This is a genomic window from Methylobacterium longum (assembly GCF_022179385.1).
GTDB lineage: Bacteria > Pseudomonadota > Alphaproteobacteria > Rhizobiales > Beijerinckiaceae > Methylobacterium > Methylobacterium longum.
Genome location: NZ_BPQS01000008.1, coordinates 82,150 through 107,229, shown reverse-complemented (window position 1 = coordinate 107,229; position 25,080 = coordinate 82,150). Strand labels below are relative to the sequence as shown.

The following is a 25,080-nucleotide window of genomic DNA, read 5'->3' as shown; positions in this document are numbered from 1 at the left end:
CTTCGAGGGTCGCGCAGATGGAGCACCCGCTTAGCGCGGGCGGGGCCGGGACGCGAGCCGCGCGTGGGTGCCGTTCGGCACAAGGGGCTCCTGATCGGGGGGCGCCGAACCCCGGCCCGCCGCCGCGGCGCGGGCGCGGCGCGTCCCGCGCGGGGTTTCAGGTCGGGTTCCGCCGATACTGAAACCCGTTCGGGCGGGGGGACGCCTCGCGACACCGGGGGCATCGCATCGCGCCCGGTCCGGCGCTGCGGGAGGGCGCGCCCGACCGCCTCACGCCAGCAGCCGCGGCTGCGCCCGGCGCGAGCCGTCGATGAATTCGAAGCCGCCGGCCGCGCTCAGCATGTGCAGGCGCGAGCCCGGCCAGGCCGCCCCCGGCCCGAGGCGCGTCTCGACCCGCTGGGCGTAGCCGCCCTCGTCGAGCCGCAGGATCCGGGCGAGGCCCAGCGCCGCGCCGTAGCCCTGGCGGCAATCCTGGACCGGCCGGATCAGGGCGCCGTCCCGCGCCACGATCGGCCCGGCGGCCCGGGCCGAGCCGACGTCGATCAGCACCGGATTCAGCCGGTGGGGTGTCCAGGGGCCGCGGAAATGCGGCGCGTGCCAGAGATGCAGGGTGTCGGAGTAGCTGCCCCCGCCGGCCCGGACCGTGGCGAAGAGCCACCAGCGGCCGCCGTGGTGCAGCAGCGTCGCGTCGCCGGCCACCACCCCGTCCACCAGCACCGCCTCGTGGACCCAGCCCCGCGGGAAGGCGGTGGCCCGGTAGAGGTCGATCGTGCCCGAGGCGTGGGATTCCGGGATCATCCAGACCTGCCCGTCCGCCTCGAAGACGAACGGGTAGGAGAGGTGGGTCTCGAGTTCCAGGACCGGCTCGGGGCGCCCGCGCGGACCGCCGGCATCGAAGCCCACCGCCGAGATCACCCCCTTGCCGCGCCGGTAGTCGAATTCCTCGACGAAGAGGGTCACCGCCCCGCCCCGCGCGATGGCGAAGGGGTCGGCGTAGAAGCGGTGGCCGTCGTCGGGCAGGTCGATCCAGCCGTCCTCCGGGTGGCGGCGCAGATCGATCAGGTCGGGCCCCTCGATCCGCCGCCAGCCGACCCGCCATTGCGGCTTGTGGAAACAGAGGGCGTAGAGCCGGCGGGCGATCAGCCGGGCGAGGCCCCCGGCGGCGCGCCGACCGGCGCCCAGGCCGCCGAGATCGAACGACCGGTCCGGCTGGAGGGGCGCCTCGGTCCCGTCCGGCAGCGTCGGCGAGGCGGCGCCGTCGAGGGCGGCGGCGATCAGCGTGATCGTGCGCGCGAGGTAATCCTCGAAGGCGGCGAGCATGACGGTGTGCGATTCCGCGCCGAGCCGCCCGACCGCGACCGGGACGCCGCCGGGACCCCGCAGGGCCGCCACCGGCGCCCGCCGGGCGAACAGGGCCGACAGGAGGCCCGCCTCGCCCGGAACCCCGTCGAAGTCGAGCCGCCAGGTCGGGGCCGACGCCGCCTCCGCGGGCCCCCCCGAGAGGTCGAGGACGATGTCGGCCGCCGCGGCCGCGTCGTCGCCGCGACCCGCCTCGTAGGGGGCGAGGGCGACCGGCTCGGCCGCGGTGGCGAGGCCCGGTCGGGGCAGCCCGTGGATCGCGGCCTCCAGGCGGAACAGCAGCTCGGCGTTCGGCGGCAGGCCGCCGGCATCCTCGATCCAGGCGATGCGGATCCGGCGCTCGGGCCGCTGCCCGAGCTGGTCGAGGAGGCGGATGTGCCAGCCGCGCAGGGCGCGGCGGTCGAGCCGCACCGTCACGGTCCGCGCCGCTGGCCTCGTCACGGGGGCCGCCGGGGGGCTCGTCACGGCGGCCTGTGTCTCCGACCAGGCCGGGGCCCGGCTGCCGCCGGACGGAGGCCGATCCATGCCGCCGATCGCCCGTTCCATCAGCCGGGAAGCCTTCCGCCGCGCGTGTCGGATTTCGAGGCGGCAATCACGGCGCTCAGGATCCTTCGGATGCAGAGAAAACGGCTGGAAACAGGTCGGCCGCGGGCTGAAAGCTGTTCCTTGGCGCGACGATCAAGCAAGCCCAGGGATGAGTCTACCTCGACGAGCTGAGGATGCAGGACGATTTCTGCCGAACTGATTAAAATGATGCGCCTCGGTCGACGCGGTAAGGTCACGTTACGGTGCCGTGCGACCGTGTCGCCCGGCCGGTGAGGGACGCCCCGGGAACTCCCAGATCGGCTCGGCCGTTCGCTAGGGGCGACGGGGTGTGGAGACACGATATGACGCGCAAGACGCTGATGCTCACGGCGACGCTCCTCGTCGCCCTGCCGGGGACGGCCTTCGCCTGGGGCGGTGGTGGCGGCGGCGGCGGTGACAGCGGCAGCGGGCTCTCGCCCTACGCCGCCCTCAGCGGCAACGACCGCTCGGCCGGGGTCAACAACGGCAATTACCGCGACCCTGCCCTCGACCCGTATATCCGCGCCTACGACCCGGAGGCCGCGGCCCGCGCCGCCACGCCGCCGGCGGCCCGTCCGCGCCTGCGCATGCGCCCCTATTACGGCTATCCCTACTGAGCCACGGATCCGCCCGCCGCGTCGTGGCCGGGCGGGACGCGATCGAAACCTGCGCTCGAACGGTGAGCCCCCGGCGCGCCCGTCCGTAGCGATCCGCGGCCGAGCGGCAGCGGGAGCGGTCGGGCCATCGCGACCCGGCCCCGCCTCCTGCGGCGGCGCAGCGCAGCGAAGGCCCCGCGGGTCTCCTCGCTCGAGGGTGGTCGGAGCCGGCATCCCGGGACGACGGGAGGCGCCCGGCGCGGTCGAACGCCGCGGACACCCTTGGGACTCGTCCGGCCGTCGCTGCGCCGGGCGGGCATGCCCAGCGCCTTCAGGACCGCTCGATGCCTTTGACGTTGCGGAGCCGCTTCAGGGTCCACTGGCCGCCCGACGGTTTGCAGCCGGTGCCGCGAACGAAGCGGCTGCTGGCGCTTCCGATCACCGAGGCCAGGAAGTTCCGGCAGATCAGATCGTCGGCCACGTAGGGCAGCCCGGTCGGATTGATGCTGCCGTGCAGGCCGGTCTCGGGATTGTCCCACTTCACCGGCCGGCCGTTGCCCTGCGGATCGAGGGCGACCGAGAGGGCCGCGCGGGCGCGCCGCCAATCCTCCTCGGCGAGATCATCCCCGAAGCTCGCGGGGCGCTTCTCGATGCTGCCGGTCACGATGGGCTCCTCGGCCACGCGCGGCGGGGCCTCGGCCGCGCCGCGGAATACGAGCAGCGGCTGGCTGCAGCCGCACAGGGCCATCGTCACCGACAGGACCGAGACGGACGCGACACTGCGCACCCACCGGCTTGGCTCTTTACACGCGCATCGCCGCATTACACCTGACTCACGACGGGCTTTCCGCTCGACCGAACATGCCGATGTCGGTGCCCCCTCAGGCCCTGGACGCGGCAGGCAGGAGTCTTGGCGTGGATCAGTTAAGGACCGATGACCCGCAGGCTGCGGACTTCACCCGCAGCGACGATCCCGTGGCGCTGTTCGCCGCATGGATGAAGGACGCGGAGGCCGCCGAGCCCGAGGATCCGAACGCCATGGCGCTCGCCACCGCGGGGGCCGACGGGCTGCCGGACGTGCGAATGGTGCTCCTGAAGGGCTTCGACGCGCAGGGCTTCGTGTTCTACACCAACACGCAGTCCACCAAGGGCGCGGAGCTGGCCGAGAATCCCCAGGCCGCCCTGGTGCTGCACTGGAAGAGCCTGCGCCGGCAGGTGCGCGCCCGGGGGGCGATCACGCCGGTGACGTCCGAGGAGGCGGACGCCTATTTCCAGAGCCGCCGCCGGGAGAGCCGGCTGGGTGCCATCGCCAGCCAGCAGTCGCGCCCCCTCGCCGACCGCGCCACCCTGATGGACGCCGTGGCGGAACTCTCCGCGCGCTACGGGGACGGTCCGATCCCGCGACCCGCGCACTGGACCGGCTTCCGCATCACTCCGGTGACCCTGGAATTCTGGCAGAACGGCGAGTTCCGCCTGCACGACCGCGTCCGCTTCACCCGGACGGACGGGGGCTGGAGCCGCGCGCGGCTCTATCCGTGATCCGGTCTCCGATTGAACGCGTCGACCGGAAACGCAGAAGAGCCCCGGCAGGGCCGGGGCTCTCGGGAGCGCTGAAGCGGTGCGACGAGGCTCAGGCCTCCTCGCCCTCCTTCTTCTCGTCCTCGGCAGCATCGGCCTCGGCCTCGGCCTTCTCCTCGGCGGCCTCGGCCGACTGCGCCTCGGCGATGGCGGCCTCCTCGGCCTCCACCTCGGCGCCCAGCACGGTCGGCGGCACGATGTTGGCGACCGGGTCGGTCTGCTCGCCGGTGTAGGTGCCGGCCGGGATCTTGATGTCCGAGACGTGGATCACGTCACCGATGGCACGGCCGGTCAGGTCGACCTCGATCGCGTCCGGGATCTGGTCGGGGGCGACCTCGAGGCTCAGGGTATGGGTCACGATGTTGAGGGTGCCGCCGAGCTTCTTGATGCCGGGAGCCGCGTCCTCGTTGACGAAGTGCACCGGCACCTCGACGGTCACGGTCTGGCCGGAGACGACGCGCAGGAAGTCGACGTGCAGCGGCACGCCGGAGACGGGGTCGAGCTGGAAGTCGCGCGGGATCGCCCGGACGGTCTTGCCGCCGGCCTTGATCTCGAACAGCGTCGTCTTGAAGCCGCCCGCGTAGATCAGGGTGCGGGTGCGGATGAGGTCGATGGCGATGGCTTGCGGCGGCTGGCCGCCCCCGTAGACGACCGCGGGAACTTGGCCTTGGCGACGAACGGCCCGGGCGGCCCCCTTGCCGACCCGGTCGCGTGCCACGGCCTCAAGCGTCTTTACTGCGCTCATGGCGTGATCCTTAAACGTTGCTGGAGCCGGAAAACGAAAAGGCCGCCCCTGACGGACGGCCACATCCTTCCCGGCGCGCCCCTGCCTCCAAGGGTGTCTCGGGGGCGCGCCGTGCGCTTACACGGATGGGGGCGGGTTGGCAATGTTGGAACGCGTCGGACCAGCGCCGACGTCACGATCCTGCCGGTGCTCCGCGCAGGTCGCGACCGGTCGGTGCGGGGCGGACCCCCTCAGGGCCGGCCGAACCCCGCCCGACTACGGGCGCAACCCCGCCAGCGCTCGCCGCGCCCGCCGCTTCTGCAGCCACAGGGTCAGGCCCAGCGCCGTGCCGATCACCAGCGCCGAGACCGCCGTGGTCACCGTGCCGAGCGCGTAGATCTCCGGCGTCGTCACCGTGGTGGTCAGGCCCTGCAGCTCCAGCGGCAGGGTGTTGCGCCCGCCGATCGCCTGGCTGGTGCGGGCGAGTTCGTCGAACGACAGGGTGAAGCCGAACAGCGCGACGCCGACCAGCGCGGGGGCGAGGATCGGCACCACCACGTGGCGGAGCGTCTGCGGACCGCTGGCGCCGAGGTCGCGGGCGGCCTCCTCGTAGGCGGGGTCGAACCGGTTGAACACGGCGAACAGGATCAGCAGGCCGAAGGGCAGCGTCCAGGTCAGATGCGCCCCGAGCGCCGAGGTGTAGAGGCCCATCAGCGTGCCGTGATCCTCCAAGAATCCCCAGCCGGTGGCGGCGGCCAGGGCCTTGATGGCGTCGTCGAGGAGCCGGAACTCCAGCCCGATGCCCAGGGAAACCACGATCGAGGGCACGATCAGGCTCGAAACCGCCAGGGCGAAGACGAGGCCGGCCCCCCGGAAGCCCTTCCGGAAGGCGAGACCGGCATAGAACGCCAGCGTCACGGTGAGCGCCATCACCACGAGGCCGAGCGCCAGGGAGCGCCGCAAAGCCGCCCAGATGTCGACGACGCCGACGCCCGCCCACAGCTTGGCGAACCAGTGGGTCGAGACCCCGTTCATCGGGAAGGTCAGGCCGCCGGACGGGCCCTGGAAGCTCAGGGCCAGGATGGTCAGCGTCGGCCCGTAGAGGAACAGGACGTAGAGCGCGAAGATTCCGCCCAGCAGGTAGAAGGCGGGGCCGCGGGGCTGGTCCATCGCTAGAGCTCCCGGCGCAGGTCGATCATCCGGGTGAGCCCCAGGATCATCAGCAGCACGGCGGCCAGCAGCACCATGGCGTTGGCGGCGGCGGCCGGGAATTGCAGATAGGCCATCTGCACCTGGATCACCTTGCCGACGCTGGCGATCTGCTGGCCCCCCATGACGCCAACGGTGACGAAGTCGCCCATCACCAGGGTGACCACGAAGATCGCCCCGATGGCGATGCCGGGCTTGGCGAGGGGCAGCACGACGTTCCGGAGGATCTGCGCGCTCGACGCGCCGCCATCGCGCGCCGCCTCGATCAGCCGCCGGTCGATGCGGGCGAGGCTGTTGAAGATCGGCACGATCATGAACACCGTGTCGAGGTGCACGAAGGCCAGCACCACCGCGAAGTCGGAGTAGAGCAGGCCCTCGATCGGCGCGCGGATCAGCCCCAGGCCGCGAAGCGTGTCGTTGACGAGGCCGTTGCGCCCCAGCAGCGGGATCCACGAGATCATGCGGATCACGTTCGAGGTCCAGAACGGGATCGTGCAGAGCAGGAACAGGCCCATCCGCACCGTGCCGGAACGGACGTGGAAGGCCAGGAAATACGCGACGGCGAAGCCGAGCGGCAGGGTGATGGCCAGGGTCAGGGCGACGAACTTCACGGTCGAGAGATAGGTGCGGACCGTGGTGCAGAGGTCGGCCGACAGGCAGCCGTCGAACAGGTCGGCGTAGTTCTGCAGGGTGAGCGCCGGGATGATCTCGTACTCGTTGTACTCCCAGAGCGACACGATCCCGGTGAGCGCCAGCGGCACCACCAGGAAGATCAGGAAGACGAGGGTCAGCGGCGCGGCCTGGAGATAGGCGAGGGCGCGCCGCCGCCACGGCGGCGTCGCGACCGGGGTCGCGGCCACCGTGGCAGGGGCTGCGGCGGGCAGGGCGAGATCGGTCATCGGGTTCGCCCCCCGCGCGCCGACGCATCCCCTCCCGCGCGGAGGGGGGAGGGTGGGGCGGCGGCGGCGCGCGGCCCGCTCACGCCGCGATGAACTCGTTCCACTTGCGCACCATGTAGGTGTTCTCGTCCATGACGGCGTTCCAGCAGGCGACCGCGCCCATGCGCTGTTCGAAGGAGCCGCCGTCGCGGGTGGCACCGGCCCTCTCGATCAGGGTGCCGTCGGGACCGAGGATGTCCTTCTCGGCGGGCTTGCCCTCCATCCAGAAGGCCCACTCGTCGGGCTGCATGTTATCCTTGGCGGTCTCCAGCACCGCCGAGTAGTAGCCCTGCCGGTTGAGGTAGGCCCCGGCCCAGCCGGACAGGAACCAGTTGATGAAGTCGTAGGCGGCGTCGAGCTTCCGGCCGCTCAGGGTCTTCGGGATGCCGAAGCCCGAGGCCCAGGCCCGGTAGCCCTCCTTGAGCGGCTGGTAGGTGCAGGGCACGCCCTGCGCGCGGACCTTGGTGACGGCGGGCGACCACATCGACTGGATCACCGTCTCGCCCGAGGCCATCAGGTTCACGGATTCGTTGAAATCCTGCCAGAAGGCGCGGAACTGGCCGGCGCGCTTGGCCTCGATCAGCACCTTGATGGTGCGGTCAATCTCGGGCTTCGTCATGTTGCCCTTGTCGCCGTAGGTGTAGTCGCCGGTCGCCTCCACCACCATGGCGGCGTCCATGATGCCGATGGACGGGATGTTGAGGATCGAGGCGCGGCCCTTGAAGGCCGGGTTGAGGAGCTCCTTCCAGCTCGTCACCGGGACCTTGATCAGGTCCGGCCGGATGCCGAGCGTGTCGGCGTTGTAGACGGTGGGGATCAGCGAGATCCACCCGGTCTGTTCGCCGGCAAACTTCTTCGACTCCTGGCCCTCCAGGTAGAAGACCTTCCTGGGTGCCGTGCCCTGGTCGCCGATCTGCTTTCCCGCCACTTCCCCCTTGGTGAAGACGGACGAGATCTTGTCGGCGAGCTTGATCCGCTTGGCGTCCATGCCCTGCAGGTTGCCGGAGGGCAGGATCTTCTTGAGGCTGAAATACTCGGCGTCGATCAGGTCGAAGGAGTTCGGCTGGGTGACCGCGCGCTTGGTCACCTCGTCGGTCACCACCGGTATGTACTCGATGGTGAGGCCGAGATCCTCCTTCACCTTCCTGGCGATGTCGGCGGACTGGTTCACTGCCGTGCCGAGGTAGCGCAGGGTCACGGGCTCGGCGGCGTGCACCGCCGGGAAGCCGGTCACCGGCGTGGCGGCCAGCGCGGCGGCTCCCTGCAGGAGCGTGCGCCGGCTCGGCTTCGAGGGCAGGTCCTTCGCGGGCAGGTCCATGGTCGTCTCCGTTACGCGTCGAGGCGGTGGGCGGCGGTCGCGTCCCAGCCCACCGGGATCGTGTCGCCCGGGCGGAGGGGACGGGCCGCGAAGGCGGCGTCGCTGAGGATCGCCGTGAGGGCGGCCGGGCTGTCGGCGGCGCGCTCCAGCCCGTCGGCGTCGAGGCCGACATGGACGCTGGTGCCCTGGTACTCGACCGCCACCACCCGGGCCGCCAGCGCCGCCGGCCCGGCCTCGGCCCCGAGCCGCATCCGGTCGGCGCGGACGGCGACCAGCCCGTCGGGCCGCCGGATGACGTTGTGGCCGCCGATGAACCGGGCCACGAAGGCGGTGGCCGGCCGCTCGAACACGGTACGCGGGTCCGCGGCCTGCTCGATCCGGCCGGCATTCATCACCACCACGAGGTCGGAGAGCGCCATCGCCTCCTCCTGGCTGTGGGTGACGTGGATGAAGGTCAGCCCCAGCTCGGTCTGGATCCGCTTCAGCTCCACCCGCATCCGCACCCGCAGGAACGGGTCGAGGGCCGAGAGCGGCTCGTCGAGCAGCAGCACCTTCGGGCCGGTCACGAGGGCGCGGGCGAGTGCCACGCGCTGCTGCTGCCCCCCGGAAAGCTGAGCCGGCAGGCGCCCGGCGAGGTGGTCCATCTGCACGAGGCCGAGCATGGCCATGGCCTTGGCCCGGCGCTCCACCTTGCCGACGCCGCGCATCTTCAGGCTGAAGGCGACGTTGTCGCGCGCGTCGAGGTGCGGGAACAGCGCGTAGCTCTGGAACATCATGGCGGTGCCGCGTTCCGCTGGCGGCGCATCGCCCACTGCCTTCGGGCCGATCACCACGTCGCCCGCGCTGGCCCGCTCGTGACCGCCGATCATCCGCAGGGTCGTGGTCTTGCCGCAGCCGGAGGGGCCGAGCAGGCAGCAATAGGCGCCGGACGGCACCTTCAGGTCGACAGCGTCGACCGCGATGGCCGCGCCGTAGCGCTTGGTCAGGCCGATCAGCTCGACATCCATGCGGTGCTCCCCCCGGAGGCTGCAGGCAAGCGGCGGGCCAGCGCGGCGCTCAAGCGTCCCGCCGCTCGGCCGGATCGACCGCCCGGTCGAGCACCCGCCCGCGTCCCGGCTCGGATAGGACCCGGCCGTCCTCGGCGATCACCTGCCCGCCCGCGATGGTCACCACCGGCCAGCCGGTGACGGAAAAGCCCTCCCAGGGCGTGTAGTCGGAGCCGTGGTGCAGGTTCGCCTGGCGGATGGTCTCGCGGCGGTTCGGGTCCCACAGGGTCAGGTCGGCGTCGAAGCCCGGGGCGATCGAGCCTTTCCGCGGATAGAGACCGTACAGCTTGGCGTGGTTCGTGGCGGTCAGCGCGGCGAACTGGTTGAGGCTGATCCGCCCCGTCGAGACACCTTCGGAGAAGAACACCGGCAGCCGCGTCTCGATGCCGGGGATGCCGTTCGGGATCCAGCGGAAGGAGGTTCTTCCGCGCGGGTTCAGCTTGCCCTGCGGGTCGTCGTAGCGGAACGGGCAATGGTCGGACGAGACCACGTCGAAGATCCCGCGCCGGATTCCCGACCACACCGCCGCCTGGCTCGCGACGTCCCGCGTCGGCGGCGAGCAGACGTATTTCGCGCCCGCCATCGGGTCGAAGGAGCCGTCATCGGGGCCGAGCCCCTTCATGTCCTCGGCCGTGAGGGTGAGGTATTGCGGGCAGGTCTCGGCCCGGATCTTCAGGCCCCGCGCCTGCGCCCAGGCGATCTGCTCGGTGGCCTCGCGGCCCGAGACGTGGACGATCACGATGGGCAGGTCGATCAGCTCGGCGTGGCTGATCGCCCGGTGGGCGGCCTCCCGCTCGACCACCTCGGGACGCGACAGGGCGTGGCCGTAGGGCGCCGTCTCGCCCGCCCGCTCCAGGCGGTCGCTCAGGTAGCGGATCGCGTCGTAGCCCTCGGCATGGACCATCACGCGGGCGCCCTGCCGCCGGGCGACGTGGAACACGTCGAGAAGCTGGCGGTCGTTCAGGACGAGGTCGTCGTAGGTCATGAAGACCTTGAACGAGGTGTAGCCGTCGGCCACCAAGGCCGGCAGCTCCTGGCCGAGCACCGCCTCGGTCGGGTCCGAGATAATCATGTGGATCGCCACGTCGACGTGGCACTGGCCCTCGGCCCTGGCCCGGTAGGCGTCGACCGCCCCGCGCAGCGAGCCGCCCCGGGGCTGGACCGCGAAGGGCATCACGCAGGTGTTGCCGCCCGCCGCCGCCGCCCGGGTGGCGCTGGCGAAATCGTCCGCCATGACGATGCCGGGGCCGGATTCCTGGGCGATGTGGACGTGGCTGTCGATCCCGCCCGGCAGGACCAGCAGGCCAGAGGCGTCGATCACCCGCGCGGCGTCGGCGATGGTTTCCGCCACCGCGACGATCCGGCCGCCGCGCACGCCGACATCGGCCCGCACCGTGTCGCTCGCCGTGACCACCGTGCCGCCGCGGATGGCAAGGTCGAACTCGGGCATGCCGCTCACTCCTCCGCGCCGTCGGGCGCGCCGGGCCGATGCAGGGTTCGCGCCGATTCGGGCGGGCGCGGTCGGCACGGCAGGAGGTCACGGGCAGCCGCGCGGGTCGCAGCCGCGCGGGTCCAGGGGATCCCGGATCGGGCACGGGCGCTCCCGGGCGCGGGATGTTCCCCCTTCGCCCGGACGCCGTGAACTGTGATCCGGATTCCCGCGCGACGAGCGCGGCGGCGTGACCGGCGGCAGCGCGGCGTCGGTGAGCGGGGCGCTCTCGCAGTTCCCCGGAACCCGGGCCCGGGGCGCCGCCAGGCGGGCGCAGCGGGCCTCGTGGGTGGTGCCGGCGTAGCCGTCGAGGAGCCCGGCCCGCGCCGCCAGCAGCGGGACATCGGCGTCGGTCCAGAACGGCCTGCGCCGGAAGGATTCCTGGACATCGATGACCAGCAGCGCAACATCGGACATGTCCTGTCTCCCGCTCGGTGACGCGAGCCGCAGCATCCCCGGCCGGAACGCAGCGCGACAGAAATCCCGCCGCCGACCAGCGGACATGTCCGGCCAATCTCGAGCGAGCAGGAGCCGCGCGTGACGAAACATCCCCGGACGATCTTCGTGCTGACCGGGGCCGGCGTCTCGGCCGAGAGCGGGCTCGGCACGTTCCGGGACCGCGGCGGGATCTGGGCGCGGTTCGATCCCATGAAGCTCGCGACCCCGGAGGCCTACGCGGCCGACCCCGACACGGTCCTCGACTTCTACGACCACCGCCGCCGCGGCGTGATCGCGGCCGAGCCCAACATCGCGCACGTCGCCCTGGCCCAGGCCGAGGCGCGCTGCGCCGACCGGGGCGGGCGGCTGTTCCTGTGCACCCAGAACGTCGACGACCTGCACGAGCGGGCCGGCTCGCGGGCGGTGACCCACATGCACGGCGAACTGCTCAAGGCGCGCTGCTGCGCCTGCCGCGCCGTCACGCCCTGGCGCGCGGATCTGGGCCGGGCGGACCGATGCCCCGCCTGCGGTACCGGAGGCCGGATGCGGCCGGACGTTGTCTGGTTCGGCGAGATGCCGATGCACCTCGACGCGATCGAGGCGGCGCTCGCGGAGGCCGACCTCTTCGTGGCGGCGGGCACCTCCGGGGCGGTCTACCCGGCGGCCGGCTACGTGCGGCAGGCCCGGGCGCGGGGCATCCCGACCTGCGAGATCAACCTGGAGCCGTCCGACACCGCCGACGCCTTCGACGACGCCCGCTACGGGCCGGCGAGCACCGCTCTGCCGCGCTACCTCGCGGATCTCGGGCTGTGACCGCCGGGCCAGCCGCGCCGGCTCGGCGACCCCGACGGGCCCGGCGGGAGGCCGGGATTCTCCGACGAGGACCCCAGTCTCAACGGCGGCGAATCACATCCGCGCGACCTGTCAAGAACTGGTCGGACCGTTACCCACCGGTTACAACGGCCAAGCTCGGGCTCGGCGTCGCGGCCCTCCTGAGCGTTCGTTGAAGCCACAAGGGGAAGCTACGACCCATGCAGAACTTCACCGTAACCGACCGCGAGCGTGACACCGTTCTGGCGGCGTTGCGCTATTACCAGTTCTACCGGATGCAGGGACATCCGTTCGACCCACGCCAGGACCACCTGATCGATACGATTGCCGGGCAGACCGGCAACGCCCTGGATCTCACCGAGATCGACGACCTCTGCGCCGGCCTGAACGGCCACCGCCACGCGCTGGCCGCCGCCGCCGCCTGAGGGCGGCGATCCGGCGTCCCGCGGGGCGCGCCGAGACGGAGCCGGGAGGCGCTTCCCCGAGACGAGCGGTACCGCCGCCGGGGACGGTTCCCGCGCCGGGCCCGGGCGCGACACCCGGGTCCCGCCACCCCCCCGCCGCGGTCTCGCCGCGGCCGGGACTCCCCCGAAAAGGCCGGTTTCGCCCGGCCGGGAAACATGCCCTAACGGGTCACGCGCCCGTCCTCCGGCCGCGGGGACCGGGGGCGCCGATGCCGACGATGCGGACGGGTTCGGGACGCCTCCGCGGCGGCGTGATGCGCGCGGCCAGTGCCCTGTGGCTCGCCCTGCTCCCCGGCCTGCCCGCCGCCGCCGCGCCGGAGAGCGTCGCCACCGCGCTGGTCGTCGCGGTCGACGTCTCGCAATCCGTCGACGATGCCCGCTTCCGCCTGCAGATGGAGGGCATCGCCGAGGCCCTGGAGGACCCGTCGGTGATCGGCGCGATCACCGGCACTCCGGGCGGGATCCTGTTCGCCATGGTCACCTGGGCGGACCGGGCCGACCTCGCGGTCGGCTGGCGGCGGATCGCCAGCCGGGCCGACGCCGCGGCCGCCGCGGCCCTGGTGCGAGCCACGCCCCGGCAGGCCGGCGAGTTCACCTGCCTCGGCCAGATGTTTCGGACGGTCGCGGCCGGCGTGCTGCCGGCGCTGCCGGTCCCGGCCGAGCGCGTCGTGGTCGACGTCTCGGGCGACGGGATCGACAACTGCACCGATGCCGGCAGCCTCGCGGAGGCGCACGCGGCGCTGCTCGCCACCGGCGCGACGATCAACGGCCTGCCGATCCTGGTGCCGGGCGAGAACGACGTGGTCGGGGCGGGCGCCTACCGGGCGCCGGGCTACGGCCTGCTCCCGACGCCGCTGCCGCAGGAGCGCACGAGCCTGGAGCAATGGTACCGCGCCCACGTCATCGGCGGCCCGGGGGCGTTCCTGCTGGCCGCGGCCGGCTACGGCGACTTCTCGCGGGCGTTGCGGCGGAAATTCGTGATCGAGATCAGCGCCCTGGGGCGGTAGGGGCGGCAAGCCCGGCAGGACGTCGTGGAGGCCCCCGCCTCATCCTGAGGTGACCGCGTCCGCGGGTCTCGAGGGAGGGCTCCTGCGCGGCCACCGCACCGCTCGCGGCGCCTCAGGACGAGGTGCCCGTTGGATCAACGGGGATGTCGAGCCGCACTTGCGAAGCCTTCGGCGGGTTCCCCCGGGCCCTCACGGCGCCTTCTTCAACTGCTGCTCGGCGCGGGTGAGCGCCGCCTCGCAGCCGTTCGCGTCGCCCTTCGAATCCGCGGTGCGCGCCTCCTCCAGGGCGACCTTCGCCTGCTGGGCGGCGTCGGCCCCCTGGCCGGCCTGGGCCGACTTCTCCGGCGGCGCCTCGGGGGATTCCTTGTCCCGCTGGCCCTCCGTACCGGTGATCCCCTCACCGCCGCGCTTGGCGGCGTTGCCCTGGCCGCTGGTATTGGCAGAGATCGACTGGCTCACCTCGGACTGGACGCGCTTCGACACGCTGTCGATCCGGTCGCCGCAGGGCGAGGCGAGGGCGGGGGCCGCCGTCAGGATCAGGGTCAGGCAGGCGGTCAGGGCGGGACGCATCATCGGGTCGGGTACTTTCCAAGAGAATGGGGCCGCGGGTTCCCCCACGGCCCCAACGCATCGCGCTCGGCGACGGTTCAGGCGCTCAGCTGATCGCGGATCGGCAATTGCCGGACCCGCCGGCCGGTGGCCGCGAAGATCGCGTTGGCGATCGCCGGCGCCACCGGCGGCACGCCGGGCTCGCCGACGCCGCCGAGCGGCCCGTCATAGGATCCGGTCGGCACGAGATGCACGCGGACCAGCTTCGGGGCGGCGTCGATCCGGAGGACCTCGTAGCCGTCGAAGTTGTTCTGCACCGCCCGGCCCTGCTTGAAGGTGATCTCGGAGGTGAGGGCGAGCCCCATCCCCATGACCACCGCGCCCTCCATCTGCGAACGGATGCGCTCCGGGTTCACCTGCGGCCCGCAATCGACCGCGATGTCGATCGCCTTCACCTTCACCTGGCCCTTGTCGTCGACCTCCACCTCGGCCGCGACCGCCGTGTAGGTGACGAAGCTGTAGTGGCCGGCGATGCCGAGGCCGGCGCCCTTGGGCATCTGCCGGCCCCAGCCCGCGCCCTTGGCGGCCGTCTCGATGACGCCGCGCAGGCGGCCGGTGTCGATCGGGTAGCGCTTCGGGTCCTCGCCGTAGTTCCAGACGTCGCCGATCTCGGTCGGGCTGATCTTCCGGTCGGGGCCGATCAGCTCCAGCAGGTACTCCTTCGGCTCGCGGCCGGCGGCGTGGGCCAACTCCGACACGAAGGACTGGATCGCGAAGGCGTGCGGGATGTTCGACACCGAGCGGAACCAGCCGATGCGGACATGGGCGGCGGCCTCGGGGTTCTCCAGCCGCAGGTTCGGGATGTTGAACGGCGTGTTGACCAGCCCCATCCCGAGCTCGAACGGCAGCTCGTGCTTCGGATCGGGCGCGAAGATCGAGCCGATCGTCGGCGCCACCGAGCGGTGCAGCCACGCCACCGGCAGGCCCTTCTCGTCGAGGCCGGCCTCCAGGTGCTCCACCGAGATCGTGTGGAAGAAGCCGTGGTGGAGGTCGTCCTCGCGGGTCCAGGCGAGCTTCACCGGCGCGCCGCCGACGGCCTGCGAGCAGAGCGCCGCCTCGACCACGTAGTCGGGCTTGGACTTGCGCCCGAAGCCGCCGCCGAGCAGCGTGACGTTCACCTTGACCTTGTCGTCGGGGAGCTTGAGCGCCTTCATCAGGCGGTCGTTGGCCGCCTGCGGACCCTGGACGCAGGCCCAGGCCTCGCAGAACCCGTCCTTCACGCGGGCCACCGCGGCCGGGGGCTCCATCGGCGCCTGGGCGAGGTGGGGCACGAAGTACTCGGCCTCGAGCTTGGTCTTGGCCTTGGCCATCGCGCCGTCGACGTCGCCCTGCGTGCGCACGACCTTGCCGGGCTTGCGGGCCGCGGCCTCCAGCTCCTTGCGGAACGCGTCGGTGTCGTAGCCGGCGTTCGGGCCGTCGTCCCAGGTGATCTTGAGGGCGTCGCGCGCCTTCATGGCCGACCACGTGTTCTTGGCCACCACCGCGACGCCGCCGAGCGGCATGAACTCGGACGGGATCTCGCCGCCGTCGATCTTGAAGATCTTGACGACGCCCGGGACCTTCTTGGCCTCGCTGTCGTCGAACGACTTCACCTTGCCGCCGTAGACGGCCGGGCGCGCGACGACCGCGTACAGCATCCCGTCGAGCTTGGTGTCGAGGCCGTAGACGGCCTTGCCGGTGGTGATGTCGAAATTATCGATCAGCCCGACCTTGCCGGTGCCGATGTAGCGGAAGTCCTTCGGGTCCTTCAGCTTGACGTCGGTGGGCACCGGCAGCTCGGCGGCGGCCTTGGCGACCGCGCCGTAGCCGAGGGTGCGGCCCGACTTGGCGTGAGTCAGCGTGTGGTTGACGGCCGTGACCTCGGAGGCCGGCACGCCCCACTGCTTGGCGGCGGCCTGGATCAGCATCAGCCGCGCGGCGGCGCCGGCGTGGCGGAAGTGCTGGAAGAAGTGGCGGGTCGAGCGCGAGCCGTCCGTGTCCTGGTTGCCGAAGCGGGTCTCGTCGCCCCAGGCCTGGACCACCTTCACCTTCGACCAGTCGGCCTCCAGCTCGTCGGCGACCGTGAAGGCCACCGAGGTGCGGATACCCTGGCCCATGTCGGAGCGGTGGTTGGTCACCGTGACGGTCCCGTCCGGCGCGATCGCGACGAAGACCTTCGGGTCGTCCCGCCAGCCGTGCGGCATGCCGTCGGCGCCGAATTTCTGCTCCTTCTGCTCCTGGGTCTGGGTCTCGTCGGCCCGGGCGGGACGCAGCGAGAGGGCCAGCACCAGGGCGCCGGCGCCGCCGAGGATGCCGCGACGGCTGACATTGTCGAGGGTCGGCTTGGTCTTGGTGAACTCAGCGGTCAGCTTGGCGTCGTGAATCACAGGCGCTCTCCCTTGGTGGCGGGCGCCGTCTGGCCGGCGGCCTGATGGATCGCGGTGCGGATGCGCGGGTAGGTGCCGCAGCGGCAGATGTTGCCGCTCATCGTGGTGTCGATGTCGTCATCGGTGGGCTTGGGCGTGTCCTTGAGCAGGGCGGCGGCCTGCATGATCTGGCCGCACTGGCAGAAGCCGCACTGGGCGACGTTCTGGTCGCGCCACGCCACCTGCACGGGGTGGTTGCCGTCCGGCGACAGCCCCTCGATGGTGACGACCTCCTGGCCGGCGGCGGCCGAGACCGGCGTGATGCAGGCGCGGGTCGCCGCGCCGCCGAGATGGATGGTGCAGGCGCCGCAGAGCGAGACGCCGCAGCCGAACTTGGTGCCGGTGAGCCCAAGCTCGTCCCGCAGGTACCACAGCAGCGGCATGTCGGGGTCGCCGTCGAAGCTGCGCGCAGCCCCGTTCACGGTGAGTTTGATCATCGATGCGTCCTGTCTGGCGGCGCCGGAGCGGCGATCAGTCGGGTCCGAGCCGGGCCCTAAGGCCAAGGCCGGCATGGCCGGGTCACGCGTGCCGATGCGGGGAGGACCGCCAGGCCAACGCTCAAGCTCAGAATAATAAATATTCTAAAACAGGCCCCGTCCCGGGCGCAACGCACGGACAGGGCCGGTCATCCTCGCTTGGTTGCGCTCAGGTCATGCCGCGTGCGGCGGCGCACATGAAGTGAGCGGCCGTGGGAACGACCAGAGATCGTGTCCGCTCGGCCGGCGCGGCCTTTCGAGCCGTGCCGTCGAGCGTTGCAAGATCAACCTGCCGAGCACAGGCCCGGATCCCGGTCTGAGGGAGGAGCGGTGCCGCGGCTTCGGCGGCCTTTCGCCCGCGCTGCCTCACGGTCCGCGACGGTGTCGACCCGCCGGCACCCGGGTCCGGCGCTCACCCGTCGAAGATCTTGTCGTCCCCGATCAGAAGATAGCGCCCGTTCTTCGGCATGGGGAAGCCGTAGCCTCTCCCGGGCTTGTCGAACACCAAGATGCCTGCCTTGTGATAGGCGCTCGCATAAAGAGTGATGCCGATTTTCTGGAGCGTGAGGTGGAGCGCTTGAAAGGTGTCCACGCCAGCGCCGAAGCTCTCTTCCGGAGCGGTCGGCCATTCAATCGTATAGCGGCAGATCCAAATCCCGTCCGTGTCTTCAGGTGCGTGCATCGTAATCTTGCACGCCTTGGGCTCGGATCCGTCCTCTATCGACAGAGATCGCTCCGCGATCACCATGGCTCAACCTCGCGTAGTTGCGAGGAATCGTTTGGCGGCCTCGCAGACAGTAGGTCGCAATGTTGCCTGGACGCAACCTGGACTCAAGCGCAGAGACAAGATGTAAATTTGGAGTAACATTCTCGGGATATTGGTCGTCTATGTGATCCTTGCTGGTAAAAGTTTGGCGTCGACCTGGAATATCGATTGGGTTTACCGTGTGTCACCCAATTCGCCCACCTATACGGTCACCTGCGTCCCGACCTCCACCACCCGCCCGGTGGGGATCTGGAAGAAGTCCGTGGCGTCGTTGGCGTTCTTGGCCAGCGTGATGAAGATCCGGTCCTGCCAGAGCGGCATGCCCGAATGGGCCGCCGGCCGGATCGAGCGGCGCGACAGGAAGAACGACGTCGCCATGATGTCGAACTTGAAGCCCTGGCGGCGCAGCAGCACCAGCGTCTTCGGAATGTTCGGCGTCTCCATGTAGCCGAACTTCATCACGACCTTGTAGAAATGCGGGCCCACCGGCTCGATCCGCACCTTGTCGGCCTCGTTGGAGCGGGGCGTGTCCACCGTCTCGACGGTGAGGATCACGTTCTTCTCGTGCAGCACCTTGTTGTGCTTGAGGTTGTGCAGGAGCGCCGCCGGGGCGATCTCGGGATCGCTCGTCAGGAACACCGCGGTGCCGCGCACGTGGTGGGGCGGGCTCTTCTCCAGCATGCCGACCAGCTCCACGAGCGGCACGTCGGTCTTGCGGGTCTTGTTGAACAGGATCGTGACGCCCCGCACCCAGGTCCACATCAGGATGACGAGGCCGCCCGCGAGCAGCAGCGGCACGTAGCCCCCCTCCACCACCTTGATCAGGTTGGAGAGCAGGAACAGGAACTCGAGCACGATGAAGGGCAGCATCACGGCCGCCGCCGCGATCGGCGACCAGCGCCACATCCGCCAGATCACCAGGAAGGTCATGGAGGCGGTGAGCAGCATCGTGCCGGTCACCGCGATGCCGTAGGCCGAGGCCAGCGACGACGAGGTCTTGAACAGCACCGCCAGCAGCACGACGCCGATCATCAGCAGCGAATTGATCTGCGGCAGGTAGATCTGGCCGGCGTGGGACTCGGAGGTGTGGCGGATCTCCAGCCGCGGCAGCAGGCCGAGCTGGATCGCCTGCCGGGACAGCGAGAAGGCGCCGGTGATCACCGCCTGGCTCGCCACCACGGTGGCGAGCGTGGCCAGCACCACCATCGGCAGCAGGCCCCAGGCCGGCACCAGTTGGAAGAATGGATCGGCGGTGTCGGGCTTCTCCAGCACCAGGGCCGCCTGGCCCAGATAGTTGAGGGCGAGCGCCGGGAAGACGAGGCAGACCCACGCCACCTGGATCGGCTTGCGGCCGAAATGCCCGAGATCGGCGAACAGGGCCTCGGCTCCGGTCACCGCCAGGAACACGGCGCCCAGAGCCACCAGCGCCCCTGTGCCGTGGCCCAGCAGGTAGACCACCGCGTGCATGGGATTGACCGCGCGGAACACCTCCGGATGGAGGGCGATGTGCGGCAGGGCCGCCAGCGCCATGGCCAGGAACCACACGATGGTCATCGGCCCGAAGAAGGCCGCGACCTTGGCGGTGCCGCGGTTCTGCACGAGGAACAGGGCGACGATGATCACCACGGTGATCGGCAGGACGTAGTCGTCGAGGGCGGGGGTGACGAGCTTGAGGCCCTCCACCGCCGACAGCACCGAGATCGCCGGCGTGATCACCGCGTCACCGTAGAACAGCGAGGCGCCGAGCAGTCCCAGCATGAACACGATGCGCGAGCCGCCGAGCGCCTTCCGGGCGAGCGCCATCAGCGAGAGGATCCCACCCTCGCCGTTGTTGTCCATGCGCAGCAGGATCGCGACGTACTTCACCGTCACGATCATGAAGAGCGCCCAGAGGATCAGCGAGACCGTGCCGATCACCTCCTCGGGGAGCAGGATGCCGTCGGTCCGGGCCGGGACCAGCGCCTCGCGGAACGCGTAGAGCGGGCTCGTGCCGATGTCGCCGTAGACGACGCCGACGGAGCCGACCAGCAGCGTCCAGAAGCCGGCAGGGCCGTGGCGGGTCTCCGCCTTCTCGGGCGCATCGAGGGTGCCGGCGGGCGCCGGGCCCTGAACGGGACCCTCGCCCTCGGCCGCCGGGGCGACCTGGCGCGCGGGGTCGGACGCTGCGGGCGCGGGCTGGGCTGCTACGCCGGGTGCGAAGGTCTGGCTCATGGAATGTCGGACGCTCGGGCGTGGCCGGCGCTTCGCGGTTCGGCTCAGGGGCCGGTCGGGGCCGGGCAGAAAACGCGAAGACTCCGCCGAACCGCGCGGGTCGGCCACCGGGCCGACCGCTCACGGGATCGTGGCGCCTTGCTATCACGCCCTCGTGCGGGCGGAAACCGTGTGCAGATGCGAAGAGCGCGGAGCTGGGTCTCGGCGCAGGGAGGTCGATCGACGCGGGGATGGATCGAGGGTGCGGGCGCGCGGCGCGCGTTCCCGCCCCCGCGGCGGATGAGGGGCTATGCGCGCCTCACTCCGCGGCCGTGCGCGTCCCGCCCTGGCCGAACCGGCGCGCGATGTAGTCGATCACGATCGTCTCGAAGTCCTTGGCCAGCGTCGGGCCGCGGAGCGTCATCGCCTTCTTGCCGTCGATGAAGACCGGGGCGGTCGGGGTCTCGCCGGTGCCGGGCAGCGAGATGCCGATATCGGCATGCTTCGATTCGCCCGGGCCGTTCACGATGCAGCCCATCACGGCGACGTTCAGCCCCTCGACGCCCGGATAGGTCTTCTTCCACTCCGGCATGGACGTGACGATCCAGTTCTGGATGTCGCGGGCCAGCTCCTGGAAGGTCGTCGAGGTCGTGCGGCCGCAGCCCGGGCAGGCCGCCACCATCGGCACGAAGGTACGGAACCCCATCGTCTGCAGGAGTTCCTGGCTGGCCTTCACCTCGACGCTCCGGTCGCCGCCCGGCTCCGGGGTGAGCGAGTAGCGGATCGTGTCGCCGATGCCCTCTTGGAGGAGCACGCCGATGGCGGCCGAGGCGGCCACCAGACCCTTCGAGCCCATGCCGGCCTCGGTGAGGCCGAGATGGATCGCGTAATCCGAGCGGCGCGCCACCTCGCGGTAGACGGCGATCAGGTCCTGCACGGCCGAGACCTTGGCCGAGAGGATGATCTTGTTCTGCGGCAGGCCGAGTTCCACGGCGCGGTCGGCCGAGCTGATCGCCGAGCGGACCATCGCCTCGCGCATCACCGCGCGGGCATCGATCGGCCGCGGGGCCCGGGCGTTCTCGTCCATCAGGTGGGTGAGCAGCTCGCCGTCCAGCGAACCCCAGTTGGCGCCGATCCGCACGGTCTTGTTGTGCTTGATCGCCTGCTCGATGATCGCCGAGAACTGCGTGTCCTTCTTGTCCTTGAAGCCGACGTTGCCGGGATTGATCCGGTACTTGGCCAGCGCCTCGGCGCAGGCCGGGTGGTCGGCGAGCAGCTTGTGCCCGATGTAGTGGAAGTCGCCCACCAGCGGCACGTGGACGCCGATCCGGTCCAGGCGCTCGCGGATCTTCGGCACGGCGGCGGCCGCCTCGTCGCGGTCGACGGTGATCCGCACCAGCTCCGAGCCGACGCGGGCGAGCTGGGCCACCTGTGCCACGGTCGCGTCGATGTCGGCCGTGTCGGTGTTGGTCATCGACTGGACGACGATCGGTGCGCCGCCCCCGACCATGACCGCGCCCTCGCCCTCGCCGACCGTGACGCCGACCGTGCGGTGGCGCGGGGCCGGGCCGGCGATCTCCGGGCCGCTTGCCAGCGGGTTCTCGGCGGGGATTTCGGAGCGGGTGGCTTCCATGACTTCCATCGTGGACCTTCGCGTGCGCGTCTCGCGGGATGCCGCAGCCGTGACGGCTGCCGGACCTGTCCCGGGGACACGACTCGCCGGAACTTCGGGGCTGTCATGGATTAGCTGCGGACGACACGGCGCCGCGTCAAGCCGGCGCCACGCAGGACAGCATCGCGCATGACAGCATCGCGGCTGTCATGTCGTATCCGGGCGCGGATGTCGAGTTTGCCGGGCACGCGCACGGCCTCCGCCGGGGACGGCGGCGCGCTTTCCTGCGCCTCTGTTGCCGATTCGCTCGGTTCGGGCCGCGGCCCGCGGCGGCCGAAACCCTGGCGAGCGGTTGATGCTGCACCGCAACATCCCACCTAAGGGCCCTGATCAGGAGGCCCATATGAGCGAGCAGTCCGGCGGCGTCGAGCCGCACAATCCCGCCACCGCCGTGCCCGGGACGCCCGTCTCGGACGCGATCGAGGCGCAGCCGGCGCGCAGCCGGGGGCCCATGCTGGCCGGACCCGCCGCCGAGAAGCCGGTGGCCCTGGCGCTCCAGGGCGGCGGCGCCCACGGCGCCTTCACCTGGGGCGTGCTGGATGCCCTGATCGAGGACGGCCGCCTCGGCTTCGAGGCGGTGACCGGTGCGAGCGCGGGGGCGATGAACGCCGTCGTCCTGGTGGATGGCTGGCTGAAGGGCGGCCCGGACGGCGCCCGCGAGGGCCTGGAGCGCTTCTGGCGGGAGGTGAGCCTCGACGGCGACCTCGGGCCGACCCAGCGCAACCTCGTCAGCGGCCTGTTCAACCTGTGGAAGGGCAATCCGGTGGCCGAGTTCTGGGCCAAGATGCTGGCGCCCAGCCCCTACGTGTCGAATCCGCTCAACATCAATCCGCTGCGCAGGGCGCTGGCCGAGCAGGTGGATTTCGAGCGCCTGCGCGCGGCGGATACGGCGGGCCTGTTCGTCTCGGCCACCAACGTCTGGACCGGCAAGCTCGCGGTCTTCGAGCGCGAGCGCCTCACCGTCGACCACCTCATGGCGTCCGCCTGCCTGCCGACCGTCTTCCAGGCGGTGGAGATCGACGGCGTGCCCTACTGGGACGGCGGCTATCTCGGCAATCCGCCGCTCTATCCTCTGCACCGCGGCGCCCAGACCCGCGACATCCTCCTCGTGCAGATCAACCCGGTCGAGCGGCGCGAGACCCCGCGCACGGAGAGCGAGATCCGCGACCGGCTCAACGAGATCACCTTCAACGCCAACCTGATGCGGGAATTGCGGGCGATCGACTTCCTCGACGGGCTGATCGAGGAAGGAGTCCTCGGCCAGGGGCAGTACCGCCGGGTCCTGGTGCACCGGATCGACGGCACCGACGCGCTGGAGGATTACAACGCCGCCTCCAAGCTCGACGCCCGCTGGACCGTGTTCAAGCGCCTGCGGGACAAGGGGCGCGCCGCCGCGCAGGCCTGGCTGGCGGACACCTACGCGCGGGTCGGCCGGGATTGCACGATCGATCTGCAGCAGACCTATCAGTAGAAGAGGGCGATGGCGGACACGGTGTTGGCTACTCGATGACCGGCCGATCGAAGCTGTTCCGCCAAAGATTTTAACGAAGACAGATTTTCCGCTGCTCCGCATTCGCGTGTCGTGCGCTTTTACGTAAGGTTTATTTCAGGGGCGCGCCCTTGAGTTTCACAAAACATCAATAGGTCTGATCCGATGGTGGGACCGGGCCGGAACGTCTTTCCGGCCCGCATCGGAGATGTGGGCCATGGCGTTGCGGTTGTCCGATTACAGAATCAGCATCAAGATCGCCCTCGCGATCGGCGCGATGCTCGCCGTGACGGTGATCGTCGCCGCGATAACCTTGCGGAACATCGACGAGATCCGCGAGGCACAGAACTGGATCGATCACTCGCAGGCCCTGCAGGCGCAGGTCGACCGGATGAACCTCGCGATCGTCAACCGGGAAACCGGCCTGCGCGGCTACCTGCTCTCCGCGGAGCCGCGTTTCCTCGAGCCCGAGGCGGCCGGGCGTGACGCGTTCGCGGAGGCCTGGACGGAGGCGCGGCGGCTGACGGCGGACAACTCCGTGCAGCAGGCGCGCCTCGCGGACCTCAAGGCCCTGGCGGACCAGTGGGGGGGCGCGTTCGCGGATCGCGAGATCGCCCTGATGGGCGATGCAGCGACCCGGGAAGAGGCCCGCCGGATCATGATCTCGGGGGTCGGCAAGGACATCATGGACCAGATCCGCGCGAGGACGGCCGAGATCGCCCGGACCGAGGGCGCGCTGATGCGGGACCGGGCCGACGCCGCTTCCGCGGCCATCGCCACGACGCGTTCCGCGAGCCTGACCGGGCTCGCGGTGATGGCGGGCATCGGCCTGATCGGACTGACGCTCCTGCAACTCGGCATCGCCAAGCCGATCCGCGCCATCACGGCCGCGATGAGCCGGATGGCCGCCAGCGACCTCGAGACCGCGGTGCCGGGGGCCGGGCGCGGCGACGAGATCGGCGCGATGGCCGATTCGGTGCGGGTCTTCCGGGACGGCCTCGTCCGGGCCGCGACCCTGGAGGCGGAGGCGGCGCAGGCGCGCACCGCCCTCGAAGCGCAGCGCAAGTCCGCGATGTCCGAGATGGCCGGCAGCTTCGAGGCCGCGGTCGGGGGCGTGGTGCGCGCCGTCTCGGCGGCGGCGGCCGAGCTGCAAGCCACCGCCGTGCGCATGAGCGCCGCCGCGACCGAGACGGCGGACCAGTCGACCGCGGTGGCGGCGGCGGCCGAGCAGGCGGCCTCGAACGTCAACACGGTGGCGGCCGCCGCCGAGGAACTCGGCACCACCGTCGACGAGATCGGCCGCCAGGTGCAGACGGCCGCCGGCTTCGCCGACACGGCCGTCTCCGAAGCCGGGAAGTCCTCGGAGCTGATGCGCAGCCTGCGCGAGCGTGCGATGCGGATCGGCGACGTGGTCGGCCTCATCTCGGGCATCGCCGCGCAGACGAACCTCCTGGCCCTGAACGCCACCATCGAGGCGGCCCGCGCGGGCGAGGCGGGGCGGGGCTTCGCCGTCGTCGCCACGGAGGTCAAGGAGCTGGCCGGCCAGACCGCCCGGGCCACCGAGGAGGTCGCGCGGCAGATCGGCGAGATTCAGTCCTGGACCGGAGACGCGTTCGAGGCGATCGCCGCGGTCGTCGCCCGCATCAACGAGATCAGCGCGGTGTCCAGCGGGATCGCCGCCGCGGTCGAGGAGCAGGGCTCGGCGACCCAGGAGATCGTCCGGAACGTCGGGCAGGCGGCGCTCGGGACCGGGGCCGTCACGTCGAACATCGCCGCCGTCGCGCGCTCCGCGGGCGGGGCGGGGACCGCCGCCGCGCAGGTGCTTCACGCGGCCTCCGACCTGTCGGGTCAGGCCGGGCAGCTCGACGCCGAGATGCGCTGCTTCCTCGACACGGTCCGGGCGGCCTGAGGC

At 71.1% G+C, this 25,080-nt stretch carries 22 protein-coding genes; 7 read left to right on the top strand and 15 right to left on the bottom strand.

What is annotated here, in order from left to right; all coding sequences use genetic code 11:
* Positions 1–270: 270 nt before the first annotated feature.
* Positions 271–1,905: a glucosamine inositolphosphorylceramide transferase family protein gene (locus tag MFF58_RS10020; RefSeq protein WP_238286991.1), complete on the bottom strand. Its 1,635-nt coding sequence runs from the start codon at positions 1,903–1,905 to the stop codon at positions 271–273.
* Positions 1,906–2,246: 341 nt separating this feature from the next.
* Between MFF58_RS10020 and MFF58_RS10015 the strand changes: the two genes are divergently transcribed.
* Positions 2,247–2,540, top strand: a complete 294-nt coding sequence (locus MFF58_RS10015) for a hypothetical protein (RefSeq protein ID WP_238286989.1) — start codon at positions 2,247–2,249, stop codon at positions 2,538–2,540.
* Between the two features lie 310 nt (positions 2,541–2,850).
* Here MFF58_RS10015 and MFF58_RS10010 read toward each other — a convergent pair whose 3' ends face one another.
* Positions 2,851–3,267, bottom strand: coding sequence for an RT0821/Lpp0805 family surface protein (locus MFF58_RS10010; protein WP_238287150.1), 417 nt, complete (start codon positions 3,265–3,267; stop codon positions 2,851–2,853).
* Positions 3,268–3,434: 167 nt separating this feature from the next.
* On the opposite strand from MFF58_RS10010, the gene pdxH reads away from it, so the two are divergent.
* The gene (pdxH, locus tag MFF58_RS10005; protein ID WP_238286988.1) at positions 3,435–4,058 is read left to right on the top strand and encodes a pyridoxamine 5'-phosphate oxidase; all 624 of its coding nucleotides are present in this window, start codon (positions 3,435–3,437) and stop codon (positions 4,056–4,058) included.
* A 91-nt stretch (positions 4,059–4,149) separates the two neighbouring features.
* Here pdxH and MFF58_RS10000 read toward each other — a convergent pair whose 3' ends face one another.
* The 7 genes from MFF58_RS10000 to MFF58_RS09970 all read right to left on the bottom strand — a co-directional run bounded on the left by MFF58_RS10000 (position 4,150) and on the right by MFF58_RS09970 (position 11,238).
* Positions 4,150–4,842, bottom strand: a complete 693-nt coding sequence (locus MFF58_RS10000; protein WP_238286987.1) for a 50S ribosomal protein L25/general stress protein Ctc — start codon at positions 4,840–4,842, stop codon at positions 4,150–4,152.
* Between the two features lie 255 nt (positions 4,843–5,097).
* Positions 5,098–5,991, bottom strand: coding sequence for an ABC transporter permease (locus MFF58_RS09995; protein WP_238286986.1), 894 nt, complete (start codon positions 5,989–5,991; stop codon positions 5,098–5,100).
* Positions 5,992–5,993: 2 nt separating this feature from the next.
* On the bottom strand, positions 5,994–6,929 hold the full coding sequence (locus MFF58_RS09990; protein WP_238286985.1) for an ABC transporter permease: 936 nt from the start codon (positions 6,927–6,929) through the stop codon (positions 5,994–5,996).
* Between the two features lie 79 nt (positions 6,930–7,008).
* On the bottom strand, positions 7,009–8,286 hold the full coding sequence (locus MFF58_RS09985; RefSeq protein WP_238286984.1) for an ABC transporter substrate-binding protein: 1,278 nt from the start codon (positions 8,284–8,286) through the stop codon (positions 7,009–7,011).
* Between the two features lie 11 nt (positions 8,287–8,297).
* Positions 8,298–9,293: an ABC transporter ATP-binding protein gene (locus tag MFF58_RS09980; RefSeq protein WP_238286983.1), complete on the bottom strand. Its 996-nt coding sequence runs from the start codon at positions 9,291–9,293 to the stop codon at positions 8,298–8,300.
* A gap of 49 nt (positions 9,294–9,342) precedes the next feature.
* On the bottom strand, positions 9,343–10,782 hold the full coding sequence (gene hydA / locus MFF58_RS09975; protein ID WP_238286982.1) for a dihydropyrimidinase: 1,440 nt from the start codon (positions 10,780–10,782) through the stop codon (positions 9,343–9,345).
* Positions 10,783–10,869: 87 nt separating this feature from the next.
* Positions 10,870–11,238 carry a hypothetical protein gene (locus tag MFF58_RS09970; protein WP_238286981.1) on the bottom strand — a complete coding sequence of 123 codons (369 nt, stop codon included), beginning with the start codon at positions 11,236–11,238 and terminating at the stop codon, positions 10,870–10,872.
* A 120-nt stretch (positions 11,239–11,358) separates the two neighbouring features.
* On the opposite strand from MFF58_RS09970, the gene MFF58_RS09965 reads away from it, so the two are divergent.
* The 3 genes from MFF58_RS09965 (at position 11,359) to MFF58_RS09955 (ending at position 13,561) form a co-directional block, all read left to right on the top strand.
* The gene (locus tag MFF58_RS09965) at positions 11,359–12,072 is read left to right on the top strand and encodes an SIR2 family NAD-dependent protein deacylase (protein ID WP_238286980.1); all 714 of its coding nucleotides are present in this window, start codon (positions 11,359–11,361) and stop codon (positions 12,070–12,072) included.
* Between the two features lie 218 nt (positions 12,073–12,290).
* Positions 12,291–12,515, top strand: a complete 225-nt coding sequence (locus MFF58_RS09960; RefSeq protein WP_238286979.1) for a hypothetical protein — start codon at positions 12,291–12,293, stop codon at positions 12,513–12,515.
* A 257-nt stretch (positions 12,516–12,772) separates the two neighbouring features.
* Positions 12,773–13,561 (top strand): DUF1194 domain-containing protein, encoded by a 789-nt coding sequence (locus tag MFF58_RS09955; RefSeq protein WP_238286978.1) that lies wholly within the window; start codon positions 12,773–12,775, stop codon positions 13,559–13,561.
* A 189-nt stretch (positions 13,562–13,750) separates the two neighbouring features.
* Here the strand turns inward: MFF58_RS09955 and MFF58_RS09950 are convergent, their stop codons facing one another.
* The 6 genes from MFF58_RS09950 to ispG form a co-directional block, all read right to left on the bottom strand.
* A complete protein-coding gene (locus MFF58_RS09950) occupies positions 13,751–14,134 on the bottom strand; it encodes a hypothetical protein (protein WP_238286977.1) in 384 nt (127 codons plus the stop codon).
* A gap of 74 nt (positions 14,135–14,208) precedes the next feature.
* Positions 14,209–16,536, bottom strand: coding sequence for a xanthine dehydrogenase family protein molybdopterin-binding subunit (locus tag MFF58_RS09945; RefSeq protein WP_238286976.1), 2,328 nt, complete (start codon positions 16,534–16,536; stop codon positions 14,209–14,211).
* Positions 16,533–17,012: a (2Fe-2S)-binding protein gene (locus tag MFF58_RS09940; protein WP_238286975.1), complete on the bottom strand. Its 480-nt coding sequence runs from the start codon at positions 17,010–17,012 to the stop codon at positions 16,533–16,535. The genes MFF58_RS09945 and MFF58_RS09940 overlap by 4 nt, the downstream gene beginning before the upstream one ends.
* A gap of 451 nt (positions 17,013–17,463) precedes the next feature.
* Complete coding sequence (locus tag MFF58_RS09935; protein ID WP_238286973.1) at positions 17,464–17,799, bottom strand: DUF6968 family protein; 336 nt, start codon at positions 17,797–17,799, stop codon at positions 17,464–17,466.
* A 219-nt stretch (positions 17,800–18,018) separates the two neighbouring features.
* Positions 18,019–20,028 carry a potassium transporter Kup gene (locus tag MFF58_RS09930; RefSeq protein ID WP_238286971.1) on the bottom strand — a complete coding sequence of 670 codons (2,010 nt, stop codon included), beginning with the start codon at positions 20,026–20,028 and terminating at the stop codon, positions 18,019–18,021.
* 298 nt (positions 20,029–20,326) lie between these two features.
* Positions 20,327–21,649, bottom strand: coding sequence for a flavodoxin-dependent (E)-4-hydroxy-3-methylbut-2-enyl-diphosphate synthase (ispG, locus tag MFF58_RS09925; RefSeq protein WP_238286970.1), 1,323 nt, complete (start codon positions 21,647–21,649; stop codon positions 20,327–20,329).
* A gap of 373 nt (positions 21,650–22,022) precedes the next feature.
* Here ispG and MFF58_RS09920 point away from each other — a divergent pair, with 373 nt between their 5' ends.
* Both MFF58_RS09920 and MFF58_RS09915 read left to right on the top strand, forming a co-directional pair.
* On the top strand, positions 22,023–23,150 hold the full coding sequence (locus tag MFF58_RS09920; RefSeq protein WP_238286969.1) for a patatin-like phospholipase family protein: 1,128 nt from the start codon (positions 22,023–22,025) through the stop codon (positions 23,148–23,150).
* A gap of 235 nt (positions 23,151–23,385) precedes the next feature.
* Positions 23,386–25,077, top strand: a complete 1,692-nt coding sequence (locus MFF58_RS09915) for a methyl-accepting chemotaxis protein (protein WP_238286968.1) — start codon at positions 23,386–23,388, stop codon at positions 25,075–25,077.
* The last annotated feature ends 3 nt before the right edge of the window (positions 25,078–25,080 follow it).

Coding starts and splice junctions, on each gene's coding strand:
- MFF58_RS09995 (WP_238286986.1), bottom strand. CDS start 5,991: ATGGACCAGCCCCGCGGCCCCGCCTTCTACCTGCTGGGCGGAATCTTC.
- MFF58_RS09920 (WP_238286969.1), top strand. CDS start 22,023: ATGAGCGAGCAGTCCGGCGGCGTCGAGCCGCACAATCCCGCCACCGCC.
- MFF58_RS09955 (WP_238286978.1), top strand. CDS start 12,773: ATGCGGACGGGTTCGGGACGCCTCCGCGGCGGCGTGATGCGCGCGGCC.
- MFF58_RS09970 (WP_238286981.1), bottom strand. CDS start 11,238: ATGTCCGATGTTGCGCTGCTGGTCATCGATGTCCAGGAATCCTTCCGG.
- MFF58_RS10010 (WP_238287150.1), bottom strand. CDS start 3,267: ATGGCCCTGTGCGGCTGCAGCCAGCCGCTGCTCGTATTCCGCGGCGCG.
- MFF58_RS09980 (WP_238286983.1), bottom strand. CDS start 9,293: ATGGATGTCGAGCTGATCGGCCTGACCAAGCGCTACGGCGCGGCCATC.
- MFF58_RS09940 (WP_238286975.1), bottom strand. CDS start 17,012: ATGATCAAACTCACCGTGAACGGGGCTGCGCGCAGCTTCGACGGCGAC.
- MFF58_RS09990 (WP_238286985.1), bottom strand. CDS start 6,929: ATGACCGATCTCGCCCTGCCCGCCGCAGCCCCTGCCACGGTGGCCGCG.
- MFF58_RS10000 (WP_238286987.1), bottom strand. CDS start 4,842: ATGAGCGCAGTAAAGACGCTTGAGGCCGTGGCACGCGACCGGGTCGGC.
- hydA (WP_238286982.1), bottom strand. CDS start 10,782: ATGCCCGAGTTCGACCTTGCCATCCGCGGCGGCACGGTGGTCACGGCG.
- MFF58_RS09915 (WP_238286968.1), top strand. CDS start 23,386: ATGGCGTTGCGGTTGTCCGATTACAGAATCAGCATCAAGATCGCCCTC.
- MFF58_RS09935 (WP_238286973.1), bottom strand. CDS start 17,799: ATGGTGATCGCGGAGCGATCTCTGTCGATAGAGGACGGATCCGAGCCC.
- MFF58_RS10015 (WP_238286989.1), top strand. CDS start 2,247: ATGACGCGCAAGACGCTGATGCTCACGGCGACGCTCCTCGTCGCCCTG.
- MFF58_RS09960 (WP_238286979.1), top strand. CDS start 12,291: ATGCAGAACTTCACCGTAACCGACCGCGAGCGTGACACCGTTCTGGCG.
- MFF58_RS09930 (WP_238286971.1), bottom strand. CDS start 20,028: ATGAGCCAGACCTTCGCACCCGGCGTAGCAGCCCAGCCCGCGCCCGCA.
- ispG (WP_238286970.1), bottom strand. CDS start 21,649: ATGGAAGTCATGGAAGCCACCCGCTCCGAAATCCCCGCCGAGAACCCG.
- MFF58_RS09985 (WP_238286984.1), bottom strand. CDS start 8,286: ATGGACCTGCCCGCGAAGGACCTGCCCTCGAAGCCGAGCCGGCGCACG.
- MFF58_RS09950 (WP_238286977.1), bottom strand. CDS start 14,134: ATGATGCGTCCCGCCCTGACCGCCTGCCTGACCCTGATCCTGACGGCG.
- MFF58_RS10020 (WP_238286991.1), bottom strand. CDS start 1,905: ATGGAACGGGCGATCGGCGGCATGGATCGGCCTCCGTCCGGCGGCAGC.